Source organism: Nonomuraea sp. NPDC049637, from assembly GCF_040675235.1.
Lineage (GTDB): Bacteria > Actinomycetota > Actinomycetes > Streptosporangiales > Streptosporangiaceae > Nonomuraea.
In genome coordinates this window covers 26,551-41,305 of record NZ_JBFAOM010000003.1, presented here as the reverse complement: position 1 = coordinate 41,305, position 14,755 = coordinate 26,551, and the positions used below count along the sequence as shown (strand labels likewise).

Genomic DNA, 14,755 nt, shown 5'->3' with positions numbered 1-14,755 from the left:
CCCGTCAGGAGGCGTACATCACCGACAGGAAGCGGAGCAGGAGGGCTTCCCTGGTCTCGGCGGGGAGGGCGTCGAGGACCGCGTTGACCGTCGCCATCCCCGGCTGGCCCGCGCCCGGACGCAGGTCCACGCCCACCGAGGCGGCCAGTTCGGCGAAGGTCGCGTCGTCCAGGGCGTCCAGGTCGAGGCCGGCGATCAGTTCGACCAGGCCGTCCGGCACCGCCGCGGGGCCGCGACGGCGGGCCTCCGCAGCCGCCTCCGCGATCACCCGCAGCATCGCCTCCACGCCGTTCAGCGTCACGCCGGTGACCGTGACGTGCAGGTTCGCGGGGATCCCTGCGTAGGAGAGCTGCGGCTGCAGGAACCAGCCGCGCTCGCGGGCCGCGTCGGCCAGCACGAACACGTCGAGGTCGTCGCCGGCGAAGGCCACCAGCGAGGACTCGGGCGCGCCCAGGACCCGCAGGCCGGGGATCGCGGCGATGCCCTCCCTGAGCCGGGCCGCCGCCTTGAGGGTGGCGTGGCCGAGCTCCACGTAGCCCTCCCGGCCGAGCGCCTGGAGCGTGGCCCACGCGCCGCCGAGCGGCCCGGCCGACCTGGAGCTCTGCACGGTGGCGTTGATGATCGTGTAGCCGGGCCAGGCGGCCGAGGCGAAGTACGCCCTGCGCCGCGTCGCCGGGTCGGCGAACAGCACCACCGAGGCGCCCTTCGGCGCGTAGCCGAACTTGTGCAGGTCGCAGGAGAGCGACGTGACCCCCGGCACCGACAGGTCGAACGGCGGCACGTCGGCCCCCGCCTCCCGCAGCCAGGGCAGCAGCCAGCCGCCCACGCACGCGTCCACGTGGCAGGGCACGCCCGCCTCCGCCGCCACGGCGGCGACCTGCGCGACCGGGTCGATCACGCCCTGCGGGTACGACGGCGCCGAGACCACCACCAGGACCGTGTCCTCGTCGATCGCCGCCGCGACGTCCTCCACCCGAACCTTGTACGTCTCCAGGTCCACCGGCACGGCCTTGACCCGAAGGCCCAGGTAGTGGGCCGCCTTGTGGAAGGCCGGATGGGCGGTCACCGGCAGCACGAGGTTGGCGCCGGGCCGCCCGGCCGCGTCCCGCGCCGCCTTGACCGCCAGCATGATCGACTCGGTGCCGCCGCTGGTGAAGACGCCGTGGCCGCCGCCGAGCAGGTCGGCGACCGCGCCCACGACCTGCTTCTCCATCTCGACGATGCTCGGGAACGCCGTCGGGTCCAGGCAGTTGACCTCCAGCATCTCGGCGTACGCGCGGGCCGCCGCCTCGTGCACCTCGGGCCGTCCGGTGTCGTAGACGTACGCGGTCACCTGCCCGCCCCGCACCGGCAGGTCGTGCTGTTTCATCCTGGCCACCTCGGACAGCAGGTCCTCGGCGGTTCTTCCGGACAGGGGGAGGGTCACACGGTCTCCTTGGCGGGGGCGGGGGCGGGGTCGAGGGCGAGCCTGCCGTAGCGGACCACGAACGGCAGGCTGATCAGCATGAGCGCGGCGGGCAGCGCGGTGAAGCCGAGCAGCAGCCCGGTCAGCGCGCCGGCCGGCTGGGCGACGGGTGACTCCACGGGCGCGGAGACGAACCCCGACAGCGCCAGGACCAGCGCGAACAGGCCGGGGCCGAGCGCGAGCCCGGCGGTCTCGCCGGCCGTCCACAGGCCGGTGAACGCGCCGGCCTGTGCGTGGCCGGTACGGGCGGCGTCGGCGTGCACGGTGTCGGGCAGCAGCGACAGCGGCAGCAGTTGCAGCGCGGCGTAGCAGACCCCGGCCAGCGCGGTCAGCGCCAGCGTGGCGGCCAGGCTGCCCGCCGCGATGGCGGGGACCAGGGCGAGCGCCACGGCGGCGAACCCGGCCGAGGCGGCCAGGTAGCAGCGCACGGTCCCGTACGCGCGGGCCAGGCGGGCCCAGGCCGGCACGGCGAGCATGCTCGGGCCCACCAGGCAGACGAACATCACCGAGGTCAGCCCGTAGTCGCCCAGCCGGTACGAGGCCACGTACGGGGCGCCCGCCAGCATCACCGCCACCCCGAGCGCCTGCGTGACGAACGCCGCCAGCAGCGCGAAGAACGGCCGGTTGCCCCGGGCCAGCCGGAAGGCCGCCGCCGGGCCGAGCTGCCGGGGCCCCGGACGCGACGACACCCACCGCGTGCCCAGCGTGGCGGCCACCAGGGCGGCGGCCATGACCAGGCCGATCGCGACGCCCATGACCGCGTACCCCGGCCGGCCGCCGCCCGCCAGGTCCACCACGGCGGGGGCCAGGCCGCCCGCGACCAGGATGCCGACGGTCAGGCAGACCACCCGCCACGACATGATCCTGGTCCGCTCGGCCGGGCTCGCCGACATCTCGGCCGGCAGCGCCACGTACGGCACCTGGAAACTCGCGAAGGCGGTCGCGGCCAGCAGGAACGCCACCCCGGACCAGGCGGCCCCCGTGATGCCGCCCGTGATGCCGCCCGTGACGCCGCTGGGCACGGCGAACATCAGCGCGAACGTCACCGGCAGCGTGGCCGCGCCCACCGCCAGCAGCCGCGTCCGGCGGCCGGTGCGCACGGCCTCGCGGTCGCTGGCGGCCCCGACGAGCGGGTTGAGCAGCACGTCCCAGATCTTCGGCGCGACCAGGACGGCCCCCGCGACGGCGGCGGGCACGCCCAGCATGTCGGTCAGGTAGTAGAGCAGCAGCAGGCCGGGCACGGCGGAGAACACGCCGGTGCCGACCGAGCCGACGCCGTAGCCGAGCAGCCGTCCGCGACCGAGCCGGCCGATGTCCGCCGCGGTCATCGCGGGTCGCCGGGCAGGGGGTTTCTGGGCAGGGGGTTTCCGGGCAGGGGGTTTCCGGAGGCGCCAGGCAGAGGGCTTTCGGGGGTGTCGGGTAGGGCGGTTCGCGGGGCGTCTGGAAGGGTTCGCGGGTCGCCGGGGAGGGCGAGGGTGCGGTGGAGGGTGAGGTGGAGGTGGGCGCGGAAGCGGCGCAGCGCGGCCCGGTCGCCCGCGCCCCTGCGGTGGCCCTCGGCGTCGAGCACGCCGCCCTTGGCGAAGCCGTGGATCGACCAGATGACCGTCCACATGGTGTACTCCAGGTCGACCGTGCCGTCGATCACGCCGGCCTCGACCGCCGGGCGCAGCGCGCCGGTGACGGCGGAGACCAGGGGCTGGACGTACTGGCGTTCCAGCTCGGTGATGTCGCTCGCGTCGGAGAGCCAGCGGTGCATCCACAGCGCGGGGATCTCGGGGTTGTCCGCGCAGAAGTCGAGGTAGTCGTCCACCAGGCGGTGGATGGCGGCGACCGGGTCGTCACCGGGCAGACGGGCGAGCGCCTTGTCCAGCGCCGCCTTCTCCGCCCGGTGCGCACGTTCCATGACCGCCAGGTACAGCTCCCGCTTGCCGCCCACGTGGTAGTTGACGGTGGCGATGTTCATCCCCGCCGCGTCGGCGATCTGGCGCGTGGAGGTGCCGTCGTAGCCGAGCGCGGCGAAGAGCTGGGTGGCCGCCTTGAGGATCACGGCCGGCTGTCCGCTGTCGGCAGGTCTCATACGACCGACCGTAGTTCCGTCCCGTCCCCTTGGTCAATCGCTTGATGGAGACGGTTTACGGTCAGTCCGGAGCCCAGTACTTGACGAGGACCTTGTCCAGGTGCGCCACCACCGGCTTCCACGTGCGGGGCAGCGTGTACCGCGTGGCGTGGTGGCCCTTGTGGGTCAGCGTGTACTTGAGGAAGTCCGCGCCCTGCGGCGGGCGTTCGGACCGGCCGATCCTCAGCTCCTTCAGGTAGCTGCGCAGCTGGCGGTGTTCCCTGGCCGTGAGGCACCTGGTCACCACCGGCCCGGTACGGCGGCTGAGCCGGAAGCAGCCGTCGGTGTAGACCGTCACGCGGTTCAGCAGCCCCGCGAAGCCGCCCTCCTCGCGCAGGTCGACCAGCACCTTCCGCTGCGTGGTCACCGCCTCGGCGGGCAGCGCGGAGGCCGTGACGGCCAGCGCGAGCGCCGGCAGAAGCACGATTCGCCAGATCTTCATACCTCTATGACGTACGGGAGCCCCGAACGGCTCACTTCCCGAGCCCCGCGTTGCGGGCGCGGACGATGGCCTCGGCCCGGTCGGCGACGTGGAGCTTGGCGAAGATGTTGGAGACGTTGTTGCGCACGGTCTTCGGCGACAGGAACAGGGCCGAGGCGATCTGCGCGTTCGAGCGGCCGGCCGCCACCAGCGACAGGATCTCCCGCTCGCGCGGCGTCAGCTGCGGGAAGACCGGGTCGCCCGAGGCCGCGGCGGCCCCCTGGAAGAACTCGGCGACGCGCAGCGCCACCGCCGGGCCGAAGATCGCCTCGCCGTGCGCGACCGCGGTGATCGCCCGGACGATCTCGCCCTGGCCCGCGCCCTTGAGCAGGTAGCCGCGGGCCCCCGCGCGCATCGCGGCGAACAGCGTGGCGTCCTCCTCCGACATGGTCAGCACGACGACCGCGACGTGCGGGCTGTCGGCCACGATCCGCCTGGTGGCCTCGATGCCGTCGAGCCCCGGCATGCGGACGTCCATCACCACGACGTCCGGCTGGAGGTCGGCGGCGCGCTCGACCGCCTCGGGGCCGTCGGCGGCGGTTCCGGCCACCTCGATGCCCGGGATCGAGCCCAGCAGCAGCGCGAGCCCGTCGCGGTAGACCGGGTGGTCGTCGGCCAGCAGGACCCTGATCGGCTCCTGGTCAGACATCGGCCGCCTCCACCCGCGTCGGCTCCCGGCTGGACATCGGCTCCCGGCTAGACATCGGCGGCCTCCACCCGCAGCGGCAGGCGGGCCAGGACCAGGGTGCCGCCGCCGGGCGGGCAGCTCACCCGGCAGTCGCCGCCCAGCTCGGCCGCGCGCTCGCGCAGCGAGAGCATGCCCACGCCCGCCGCCACGTCGGGGCCGATGCCCGAGCCGTCGTCGCGTACCGACACCTCAAGCGCCCCCTCCCGCGCGGTGAGCGTGATGTCGCAGCGTGCCGCGCCCGCGTGCCTGGCCACGTTGGCCAGCGCTTCGGACACGATACGGTAGGCCGCCACCTCCACCGCCGCGGGCAGCGCCCCCAGCGCCCCCAGCGTCCCCGGCGCTCCCGGCGCTTCCGGCGGGCCGTCGCCGGTGACGCGGACGTCCAGGGCGGCCGTGCGGAACCGGCCGGCCTGCTGCTCGATCGCGCGCAGCAGGCCCAGCTCGTCGAGCGCGGGCGGGCGCAGGTCGTGGACCAGCCTGCGCACGTCCGCCAGCACCCCGCCGACCTCGGCGGCCGTCTGCTCCAGGATGCGGTCGGCCTGCTCGGGCGCGCCGGCGGCCAGGTTGCGGGCCGCCTCGATGCGCAGTGCCACCGCGCCCAGGCTCGGGCCGAGCCCGTCGTGCAGGTCGCGCCGGAGCCTGCGGCGCTCCTCCTCGCGGGCCAGCACCAGCCGGGCGCGGATGCGCTGCAGGTCGGTGCTCAGCTCGACGGCCCGCGCCGCGGCGGCGGCCTGGCGGACGAGGTCGCCGAGCAGCCGCTGGTCCCGCTCGGCCAGATCGGTACGGCACAACACCAGCCGCCCCACGGTCTCGCCCCGGTAGGCCACGGGCAACGACACCGACGGCCCGCGCGGCGACCCGTGCTCCACCACGGAACGTTCGCCGCCCGGCCGCTCGATCTCCACCCGCACGTAGGCCAGCCGGAACGCCTCCGCCAGCGTCGTGGCCACCGCCAGCAGCTGCTCGTCCGGGTCCGTGGCCAGCTCCAGCCGCTCGGCCAGCGTCGAGACCGCGGCGTACGGGTCATCCCTGGAGCCGCGCACCAGCCGGCGCACCGCCCGCCAGAGCCAGGTGCGCAGCGGGGCGTACAGGACGGCGACGATCGCGATGGCGGCCAGGGCCGAGTCCCGTTCCCCGAGGACGCTGCCCACGAGCGTGAACACCACCACGTCCATGACCACCACGAGCGCGGCGAGCAGGCCGTAGGCCACGGTGGCCGACAGCAGCCGGTCGATGTCGTACAGGCGGTACTTGGTGACCGCCACCACCACGGCCGCGGCGGTGAACGCGATGGCCAGCGTCAGCAGCGCCGCCGGGATCTGCGGGGACAACGACAGCGGCAGCAGGAGCACGATCATGTCGACCAGCGCGGCCCACATCAACCAGCGGATCTGGGCCCGCCGCTCGGCGTCGGCGACCACGTACCTGCGCACCATCGACGCGAACGGCACCACCAGGCTCACCAGGACGGACGCGTACGCCAGCGCCAGCGCCGGCTCCCAGAACCCGTACGGCAGGTCCACGGACAGGAAGTCGAGGCCGAGCCGCGCGATCTCCGGCGGCATCGCCCGGTCGTGGTAGCGCTCCATCACCGCCGTCGGCGCGGTCACCAGCAGGGCCGTGAGCAGCCCGGTCAGCACGAGGCTCGTCACCGACAACGCGCGCCACACCCGCCCCGGCGGCAGCCGGCCGTCCGGGAACAGCAGGATCAGCAGCGGCAGCCCGAGCAGCAGCGACGCCCCGAACCGCGAGTAGGACCAGTACGCCGCCGCGGCCCCCGGCAGGCCGGGCGAGACGTAGGCGGCGTACGTCGCCCAGCTCCCCGTCAGCCCGTCCAGCAGCCACAGCAGCCCGAACACCGCCAGGACCCAGGCCACCGGATGCCGCGGCAGCCGGCGCAGCAGCAGCGCGCCGGGGATGAGCTGCGCCAGCCCGGTCAGCGCGGCCGGCCACCCGGGCTCCAGCTCGGACGTGGGCGGCAACCGCACGTCCGAGGCGGCCACGTCCAGCGCCACCGTGGCGACCGCGATCCCGGCCCCGGCCACGGCGACCCCGACGGCCCACCACCCGCGCGCCGCGGCGGCGGGGGACGTCACTGCCGCCAGAGGGGCGGAAGGTCCGGTTTGTGTCACGGGACGTATTACACCCGACGCCGTGTCCTGGTGTCCCGGGACAGGGGTCCCGTCAGAGGCGGGACCGGTGGCTCTGCCGGCCCGGGGCGGCCCGCCGGAAACCTGGAGGCACGACATCCCCGCAAGGAGAGAGGACCTCCCGTGGACGGCAAGATCACCACCACCCCGGCCAGGGCCCGCACCGACGTGCCCGCCGGCCCGCCCCCGACCGCAGACGCCGCCCTGGCCCCGGCCGCCGTCCGCAGGCTCGGTCTCGCGCTGAGCGCCGGCACGCTCGCCTGGACCGCCAGCATCTTCGTCTACGGCACGCAGGCCCAGGGGTTCGGCGAGCGCGTCGGCGACCTGACCGGCCTGCTCTTCCAGCTCGGCCTCTTCGCCCTGCTCGCCGTGCAGATCCCGACCCGCGCGACGGGCACGTCCGGCTTCGCCAGGATGATGCTCAAGGTCGAGCTGGTGCTGCTCGGGGTGGCCAGTGTCTGGTCCCTGCTGCACGGCGTCCTGCCCGACGACCTCCAGGACGGGCCGGTGATGCAGGTGCTCGACGTGTTCTGGCCGGTGTCCATGCTGGGCATGATGGCCATCGGCATCAAGATCGCCTTCGCCGGGCGCTGGCGCGGGGCGCTGCGGTGGTGGCCGCTCGTCGCCGAGAGCTGGGCCGTGGTGACGGTGCCGGCGTACATCGTGTTCGGCGAGTCGATCTCGAACTGGATCGGCGGCATCCACCTGGTCGTGGGGTACGCCACCCTCGGCGCGCTGCTCGCGCTGCGTCCGCGGCTGACCTCCTAGGCCTGCGGCGTGAGCGGCAGGACGGCGGTCACCTCGGTGCCGCCGCCCGCCCGGGGGCCGATCGCGCAGGTGCCGCCGATCTCGGCCGCCCGCTCGCGCATCGACGTCAGCCCCACGCCCGGCGACGGCTCGCCGGGCAGGCCGGTGCCGTCGTCGGCGACCGACACCCGCAGTTCCCCGGCCTCCCGCCGCAACGTGACCAGCGCCGACGTGGCCTGGGCGTGGCGGCGCACGTTCGTCAGCGCCTCCTGCACGATTCGGTACGCGGCCGTCTCCACCGCCGCCGGCAACCCGTCGAGGGCCCTGTCGGACCCGTCGAGGACCCTGTCGGCCCCGTCGAGGACCCCGTCGGACCCGGCGGGCAGCCCTTCGGACCCGTCGGCGGCCGGCGGCACGGTGACCTCGACCCGGGGGCCCGGGGCCTGGCCGAAGGCGCGCAGGGCGCCGGCCAGGCCCAGCTCGTCCAGCACCGGCGGGCGCAGGCCGTCCACCAGCTCGCGCACCGACATCAGCGTGCTGGTCATCTCCTCGCGCACCCGGACCAGCAGCTCCTCCACCGACTCGGGGTCGCGCTCCAGCCGCCGCCGCGCCTCGTCCAGGGTCATCGTCACGCTGGTCAGAGTGGGGCCGAGCCCGTCGTGCAGCTCCCTGCCCAGCCGGCGCCGCTCCTCGTCGCGGGTGGCGCTGATCCGCTCGTGGGAGTCGCGCAGGTCGGTGCTCAGCCGTACGGCGTGCGCCAGCTCGGCCAGGTGCTTGGCCATGACGTCCAGCGGCTCGCGGCCCGGCCGCGCCCCGGCGATCCGCAGCCGCCCGACCGGCTCGCCGTGCCAGGTCAGCTCGACGGACCGAGGCCGGGCGCCCAGCTCGCCGTCCACGAACGACAGCGCGGGCTCGCCCGGCACCTCCACGCCCACCCCGCGGGCGACCAGGGACGTGCGCACGACGGAGATCGCCTCGGCCAGCGCCCCCGCCGGGTCACCGGCCCCCTGCACGGTACGGCTGAGCAGATCGGCCGCCCGGTACGGGTCGCGTTCCACGTTGAACAGCCGGTCCACCGAGCGCTGGAGGCGCAGGCGCACGGGATGGAAGGCCGCGCCGGTGACCATCGCGGAGGCGAGCCCGGCCGCCGCGCCGTAGCCGTCGGCCAGGCTGTTGGACGTCCAGATGAGCGCCGAGTACGTGAGGCCGGCCCCGACCGCGAGCGTGCCGTACACCAGCGTGCGGTTGAGGATGAGCCGGATGCCGTAGAGCTGGTGGCGCAGCACGGCGGCGATGATCGCGATGGGGATGCCCGCGGCCAGGAAGACCCGTACGGCGATGATGAAGGTGTCCTGGTTGCCCGCGCTGGCGATCCAGTAGCCGACGAAGATCACCATGGCGTAGAAGTACCAGATGATCTGGCGGCGCACCTCGGGCGTCGCCGCCCGGTACCTGAAGCCCAGCGAGACCACGCCGAGCAGGCACAGCAGGATCATCGGGGGCCCGATCCACGACTCCACGACCTCGGGGACCCTGCCCAGCGCCGCCACCCCGAACGGGTTGCCCACCGGCACCCCGAGCTCGAACGACGGGTCGGGGGACAGGCCGAGCAGCAGCGAGTGCCCGGCCATGAGCACCAGATTGCCGTAGAGCACCGGCCGCCAGCGCCGCGACGGCAGCCGCCCGTCCGGGAAGAGCAGCGGCATGATGCCCGTGAACGCGGGCACCGGCAGCAGCCACAGCCAGATGGCCGGCCAGGCGACGTAGGGCAGGAGCGGGCCGGGCGCGTGGAAGTACATCCAGCCGGTCAGCGCGAACAGCAGCGAGTACGCCGACCAGACCACGCCCGTCGCCCACATGAGCCACGGGATCAGCAGCCGGGGCCGCCTGCTGATCAGGAACGCGCCGGCGAGCGGGAACATCAGCCCGATCGGGTCGAGCCCCTGCGTATCGGCCAGCCCGCCGAGCTGCGCCGCCAGCACCGCCGCCGTCACCACGGCCGCGAGCGAGGCCACGGCCGCCGTCCACACGACCGCCAGCACGAGCCGCCGCCGCCACACCCGCGCGCGGCCGGGCCCGTCCGCGCCGCGACCGTTCGCGCCGGGCCCGTTCGCGCCGGGGCCGTTCGCGCCGGGGCCGTTCGCGCCGGGCCCGTTCGCGCCGGGGCCGTCCGCGCCGGGACCGGGGTCGTCGTGGTCGGCAGGGGTCATCGTGGCTCCTTGACCGGCAGTTCCGCGACGACCTCGGTGCCGCCGCCGGGGCGCACGTCCAGCCGGCACACGCCGCCCACCTCCTCGGCCCGCCCGCGCATCAGGGCGGCCCCCTGGCGGCGCTGCTCGGGCAGCCCGATCCCGTCGTCGGACACCGTCAGCCGGAGCCCGGCGCGCCGCTCCACCCTGATCAGGGCGGTGGTGGCGCGGGCGTGCCGGCGCACGTTCGCCATCGCCTCATGTGCGACCTTGTACGCCGCCACCTCCACCGCGGCCGGCAGGTCGGCCAGCGAGCCCGAGACCACCACGTCCACCCTCGGGCCGGGCGCGTCGGCGAGCAGCCGTAAGGCGCCCTCCAGGCCGAGCTCGTCCAGTCCGGCGCCGTCGAGCGCGGGCGGACGCAGGCCGTACACCAGGTCGCGGACATCCACGATGGCCTCGGTCATCTGCCTGCGTGCCGTGCTGAGCAGGGGCTCGACCGAGCCGGGGTCGCTGGCCAGGCTGAGCCGGGCCTGGTCGACGCTCATCGCCAGGTTCGTCAGCGCCGGTCCGAGGCCGTCGTGCAGGTTGCGGCGGAGTTCGCGGCGTTCCTCCTCGCGGGTGACCAGCATGCGCTCGCGCGAGCGCTGCAGGTCGGCGCTGAGCCGTACGGCGTGGGCGACCTCGGCGAGCTGCCTGGCCAGCATGTCCAGCAGCGCCCGGTCGCGCGGCTCGCCGCTGACCGACAACCAGCCCATCGACTTGCCGTGCCAGACCAGGCGTTCGACCGAGGGGGCCGGGCCCATCTCCCCGGCGATGACGCTGCGCACCCGTCCGCCGGGCAGGACGACCTCCACCGCGACGCCGGTCGCCCCCAGGGCCAGCCGGACGGCGTGGGCCGCCGACGCCAGGGCCTCGGCCGGCCCCCTGGCCTCCTGCACGCTCCGGCTCACCCGGTCGGCCAGCCGGTACGGGTCGCGCTCCCACCGGAACAGCCGGTCCGCCGCGTTCTGCAGGCGCAGCCGTACGGGCTGGAACAGCGCGCCCGCGGCCAGCGCCGCGATCAGGTCGGACCACGAGCCGAACAGGCCGTCGAGCGCGCCGACCCCGAAGTAGACGGCGCCGACCACGGCGGTCAGCGCGAGGTAGACCAGGGCGCGGTTGAGCAGGAGGAGGGTCCGCTCGCGTCCGCGCAGCCCGGACAGGACCGCTGCCTTGACGAGCAGCGGTCTGACCGCTCTGAGCAGCATCCGCTGGGCTTTTTTCGCCATATGTCGGGCACATCATAAGTGGCGGGACCGCTATCGCAGAGAGTCCACCGGCTGCATCTTCGCCGCCCGCAGCGCCGGATAGAGCCCGGCCAGCAACCCCACCACCGCCCCGGCCACCGGCGCGGCCAGCGCCAGCCGCGCGTCGAGGAGCGGCGTCCACTCCCTGGCGGCCGAGACGGCGACGACGGCGACCACGCCGAGGCTCGTGCCGATCACGCCGCCGGCCAGCCCGACCAGCGTCGACTCCAGCAGGAACTGGGCGGCCACGTGCCGCCGCGCCGCGCCGAGCGCCCGCCGCAGCCCGATCTCGGGCACCCGTTCCATCACCGTGACGAGCGTGACGTTGGCGATGCCGACCGCGCCCACGACGAGCGAGACCAGGCCGAGGATCAGGAACAGCGCGTTGACGTCGTCCTGGGCGGCGTCGCGGGCCCGGGTGGGGCCGGCCGGCGCGACAACCTGGAGCAGGTCCTCGTTGCCGGGGCTGAGCGCGACCGGCGTCTGGCCCGCGACCAGCGCGGTGGCGCCCAGGCCGGTGTTGACCAGCACTCTGGTGACCGTCCGCAGCCCGAACCGGGCCCCGGCGGTCGGCGGCACGAACACGGCCGCGCCCAGGTCGCGCTCCCGGCGCAGCCCGCCGAGCACGCCGATCACCGTGTACGCGTGTCTGCCGATGAAGACCGCGGGCGCCCCGTCGAGCCGGGTGATCCCGAGCAGCCGGGCGGCCTGGTCGCCGAGCACGGCCACCCGGTCGCCGCGCCGGACGTGCCCGGCGTCGTAGAACCTGCCGTGCAGCATCGTGCCGCGCAGGGCCCCGGGAAGGCCGGTGGTCGCGGCGACCACCGGCAGCGACTGCGTGGTGATGCGCGCCGGATCGACGATGTCGTTGGAGCGCACGGACAGGTTGGCGGTGTCCTCGCTCTCCGACAGCGCGGCGGCCGACTCCACGCCGCGCAGCCTGGTCAGCCGGTCGACGGCGTCCCAGGTCACCAGGGGCGCCTTCGGCGAGGCGGGCACCTCGACGGTGATGGCCGTGGCCACCAGCGCGTCGAAGTGGCCCACGACCTGGTTGCCCGCGGTGGCGGCCACGCCGAGCGTCACGACGAGGGTGGTGATGCCGAGCACGGTGCCGAGCGTGGTGAGCGCCGTGCGCAGCGGCCGGGCCAGCAGGCCGGCGACGGCCTCGCCGGCCAGGTCGCGCAGGTCCATCACTCCTCCACCAGGACGCCGTCGGTGATCCGCACCCGCCGCTCGGCGCGCGCGCCGACCTCCTGCTCGTGCGTGATGACGACGATGGTCAGGCCCTGCCGCCGCAGCTCGTCGAACAGGTCGAGCACCGCCTCGGTGTTGCGGCTGTCGAGGTTGCCGGTCGGCTCGTCGCACAGCAGCAGCGACGGGGAGCCCATGAGGGCCCTGGCGATGGCCGTGCGCTGACGTTCGCCCCCGGACAGCCGGCCGGGCGCGAACGCCGTACGGTGTCCGAGGCCGACGCGGTCGAGCGCCGCCAGGGCCCGCTCCCGCCTGCCCTTGCGCGGCCGCCGGGTGTAGAGCTCGGCGAGCATCACGTTCTCCACCACGGTGCGGTGGGCGAGCAGGTGGAAGGACTGGAAGACGAAGCCGATCCGCTCGCCGCGCAACCTGGTCCTGACGCCGTCGGGGAGCGTGGTGGTCTCGGCGCCGTCGAGGCGGTAGCTGCCGGAGTCGGGCCGGTCGAGCAGGCCCAGCACGTTGAGCAGCGTGGACTTGCCGGAGCCGGACGGCCCCATGACGGCCACGTGGTCGCCGCGGCCCACCCGCAGCGAGACGGCGTCCAGCGCGCGGACCGGCGGCTGCGCGGCGTACCGCCGGCACACCCCCGTCAGCTCGATGACCGGCTCGGCCCCCCGCTCAGGCATCGCCGACCACCACCCGGTCGCCCTCCTTGAGCGCGCCGGTGACCTCGACGTTCCCGTCGGCGGACAGGCCCGTGCGGACCTCGACGTCCCTGGTGCGGTCGGCGGCGTACTCGACGCGTACGCGGGCCCGGCCGTCGGCCGAGGTGATCACGGCCGCCACGGGCACCACGAGGACCGGGTCCTTCGTCGCCCCCACGGTGATCCGCGCCGTCACCGCGGTCCCGGCCTTGAGCCCCTTGGCCGGGCCCGGCGTGATCAGGACGGGCTGTCCCCCGCCTTCGACCGCCGCGGAGCCCGGCACCTTCGCCTTGTCGCCCACGGCGGTCAGCCGGGCCGGGTACGACCGGCCGGTGTCCAGCTCGACCGTCGCCGGCATGCCCGCGCGCAGCAGCTCCGACTCCGCCGCCTCGACCGACGCCGTGACCGCGAACGACGAGCTCGTCACGGTGGCGACCTCGCCCTCGACGCGCTGCCCCGCCTTGACCGACACCTTGCGAACGCGGGCCGGCAGCTTCGGCAGGAACACCACCTCGCCGGGCGGGATCGAGACCCCGTACGTGCGGGAGTACTCGGCCAGCATCTCCTCGGCCGCCGCCACGTCCGCCCGCGCGCCGGTCACCTTGAGCCGGGCGGGGGAGAGCTGCCTGGCCTGGCGCAGCGCCTGCTCGGCGGTCGCCAGCGTCTCCTGGGCGGTGCGCACGGCCGCGCGCAGCTGCTCGATCCGGGCCGCGCGGGTCTGCCCGGCCTCCTTGACGATCAGGTCGCGGGCCTCCTGGGCGGCCGACAGGTCGGCGCGGGCGTTGGCCACCCGCAGCTCCAGCAGCCGCGTGTCGGCGGGTGAGGTCGTCGGTCGGGGAGCGGCCGTGCCGGTGGGCGCGGGGGTGCCGGTGGCGGCCGCCGTTGGTGCGCTCGTGGGCGCGGTCGTGGGCCGGGTGCGGGCGGCTTCCAGGGCCTGCTCGGCCTCCAGCAGCCGCTCCTCGGCCGCCCGCACCGCCGAGTCGGCGGCCGACAGCCGGGCCTCGTCGGCCGGCGGCAGCTCCTCGGACCGGGCCTCGGCCAGGGCGCGGCGGGCCGCCGTGAGCCCGGTCCTGGCGTTCTTCAGCCTGAGCTTGAGCGGGAGCACGTCACGTCCCCGGTCGAGCGCCTGTTTCTCGGCCGCCAGGGTCTCCTTGGCGGTCCGTACGGCCTTGCGCAGGGTCTCGTAGGTCTGCCGGTCGGCGAGGGCGGGCCGCTGGGCCTGGTATCCCTTGGCCGCGTAGAGCCGGGTGAGCGCGGCGACCGTGGCCGGGTCGAAGACGCCGGTGGCCGGCGCGCGGTGCCCCAGCCTGCGCAGCGCCCGCTGCACCTGGGCGACGTCGTCGCCCTCGCTGCCCGGGGTGATCGTGCGGTGCATCGGCACCGAGCCGCGCAGGACGAACACCGGCCGGCCGTTGACCTCCATCAGCACCCCGCCCTCGGCGATCCGGCCGGGACGCGGCGCCCTGGTGGCCCGCTGCAGCTCGGACGCGCCGCCGACGGCCCCGGCCAGGCCGACCGGCAGCGGCGAGCCGTATTCGAGGGTGCCGTTGACCACGACGGTGCTGACGAGCCTGCGGCGCTCGACGGCGGCGGTCACGAGGGAGGGCTTGGGCGCGGCGCGCCTGGCCGCCTCATCGGCGGGGGAGCGCAGCCGGGTGCCCACCACCCATCCGGCGCCGGCGACGATCAGGACGCCGGCGATCACGACGGCGAGGAGCCTGCGTGGGGATCTCAT

The 14,755-nt window shown here is 75.1% G+C and carries 12 protein-coding genes; 1 reads left to right on the top strand and 11 read right to left on the bottom strand.

Annotation, left to right across the window (positions count from 1 at the left end):
- Nucleotides 1-4 precede the first annotated feature (4 nt).
- The 6 genes from AB0J71_RS04925 to AB0J71_RS04900 form a co-directional block, all read right to left on the bottom strand.
- Entirely contained in the window at nt 5-1,426 is a 1,422-nt protein-coding gene (locus tag AB0J71_RS04925) for an aspartate aminotransferase family protein (protein ID WP_364412809.1), read from the bottom strand.
- On the bottom strand, nt 1,423-2,793 hold the full coding sequence (locus tag AB0J71_RS04920; RefSeq protein WP_364412806.1) for an MFS transporter: 1,371 nt from the start codon (nt 2,791-2,793) through the stop codon (nt 1,423-1,425). Before AB0J71_RS04920 ends, AB0J71_RS04925 begins: the two co-directional genes overlap by 4 nt.
- On the bottom strand, nt 2,790-3,542 hold the full coding sequence (locus tag AB0J71_RS04915; RefSeq protein ID WP_352320664.1) for a TetR/AcrR family transcriptional regulator: 753 nt from the start codon (nt 3,540-3,542) through the stop codon (nt 2,790-2,792). The genes AB0J71_RS04920 and AB0J71_RS04915 overlap by 4 nt, the downstream gene beginning before the upstream one ends.
- Nucleotides 3,543-3,603: 61 nt before the next feature.
- Nucleotides 3,604-4,023 carry a hypothetical protein gene (locus tag AB0J71_RS04910; protein ID WP_352320662.1) on the bottom strand — a complete coding sequence of 140 codons (420 nt, stop codon included), beginning with the start codon at nt 4,021-4,023 and terminating at the stop codon, nt 3,604-3,606.
- Between the two features lie 31 nt (nt 4,024-4,054).
- Nucleotides 4,055-4,711: a response regulator transcription factor gene (locus AB0J71_RS04905; protein ID WP_364412803.1), complete on the bottom strand. Its 657-nt coding sequence runs from the start codon at nt 4,709-4,711 to the stop codon at nt 4,055-4,057.
- Nucleotides 4,712-4,758: 47 nt separating this feature from the next.
- Entirely contained in the window at nt 4,759-6,846 is a 2,088-nt protein-coding gene (locus tag AB0J71_RS04900; RefSeq protein ID WP_364412801.1) for a sensor histidine kinase, read from the bottom strand.
- A gap of 177 nt (nt 6,847-7,023) precedes the next feature.
- Between AB0J71_RS04900 and AB0J71_RS04895 the strand changes: the two genes are divergently transcribed.
- A complete protein-coding gene (locus AB0J71_RS04895; RefSeq protein ID WP_352320656.1) occupies nt 7,024-7,668 on the top strand; it encodes a hypothetical protein in 645 nt (214 codons plus the stop codon).
- Here AB0J71_RS04895 and AB0J71_RS04890 read toward each other — a convergent pair.
- The 5 genes from AB0J71_RS04890 to AB0J71_RS04870 are packed head-to-tail and all read right to left on the bottom strand — an operon-like array spanning nt 7,665 to nt 14,755.
- Nucleotides 7,665-9,857, bottom strand: coding sequence for a sensor histidine kinase (locus tag AB0J71_RS04890; RefSeq protein WP_364412798.1), 2,193 nt, complete (start codon nt 9,855-9,857; stop codon nt 7,665-7,667). The genes AB0J71_RS04895 and AB0J71_RS04890 overlap by 4 nt on opposite strands.
- Nucleotides 9,854-11,107 (bottom strand): histidine kinase, encoded by a 1,254-nt coding sequence (locus AB0J71_RS04885; protein ID WP_364412796.1) that lies wholly within the window; start codon nt 11,105-11,107, stop codon nt 9,854-9,856. The genes AB0J71_RS04890 and AB0J71_RS04885 overlap by 4 nt, the downstream gene beginning before the upstream one ends.
- A gap of 30 nt (nt 11,108-11,137) precedes the next feature.
- Nucleotides 11,138-12,316: an ABC transporter permease gene (locus AB0J71_RS04880; protein ID WP_352320651.1), complete on the bottom strand. Its 1,179-nt coding sequence runs from the start codon at nt 12,314-12,316 to the stop codon at nt 11,138-11,140.
- Complete coding sequence (locus tag AB0J71_RS04875; protein ID WP_352320649.1) at nt 12,316-13,002, bottom strand: ABC transporter ATP-binding protein; 687 nt, start codon at nt 13,000-13,002, stop codon at nt 12,316-12,318. Before AB0J71_RS04875 ends, AB0J71_RS04880 begins: the two co-directional genes overlap by 1 nt.
- Entirely contained in the window at nt 12,995-14,755 is a 1,761-nt protein-coding gene (locus AB0J71_RS04870; protein WP_364412793.1) for a peptidoglycan-binding protein, read from the bottom strand. Before AB0J71_RS04870 ends, AB0J71_RS04875 begins: the two co-directional genes overlap by 8 nt.

Excerpts from the sequence above, each read along its gene's own strand:
- AB0J71_RS04920 (WP_364412806.1), bottom strand. The coding sequence starts at position 2,793 with ATGACCGCGGCGGACATCGGCCGGCTCGGTCGCGGACGGCTGCTCGGC.
- AB0J71_RS04915 (WP_352320664.1), bottom strand. The coding sequence starts at position 3,542 with ATGAGACCTGCCGACAGCGGACAGCCGGCCGTGATCCTCAAGGCGGCC.
- AB0J71_RS04910 (WP_352320662.1), bottom strand. The coding sequence starts at position 4,023 with ATGAAGATCTGGCGAATCGTGCTTCTGCCGGCGCTCGCGCTGGCCGTC.
- AB0J71_RS04905 (WP_364412803.1), bottom strand. The coding sequence starts at position 4,711 with ATGTCTGACCAGGAGCCGATCAGGGTCCTGCTGGCCGACGACCACCCG.
- AB0J71_RS04890 (WP_364412798.1), bottom strand. The coding sequence starts at position 9,857 with ATGACCCCTGCCGACCACGACGACCCCGGTCCCGGCGCGGACGGCCCC.
- AB0J71_RS04885 (WP_364412796.1), bottom strand. The coding sequence starts at position 11,107 with ATGGCGAAAAAAGCCCAGCGGATGCTGCTCAGAGCGGTCAGACCGCTG.
- AB0J71_RS04880 (WP_352320651.1), bottom strand. The coding sequence starts at position 12,316 with ATGGACCTGCGCGACCTGGCCGGCGAGGCCGTCGCCGGCCTGCTGGCC.
- AB0J71_RS04875 (WP_352320649.1), bottom strand. The coding sequence starts at position 13,002 with ATGCCTGAGCGGGGGGCCGAGCCGGTCATCGAGCTGACGGGGGTGTGC.
- AB0J71_RS04870 (WP_364412793.1), bottom strand. The coding sequence starts at position 14,755 with ATGAGATCCCCACGCAGGCTCCTCGCCGTCGTGATCGCCGGCGTCCTG.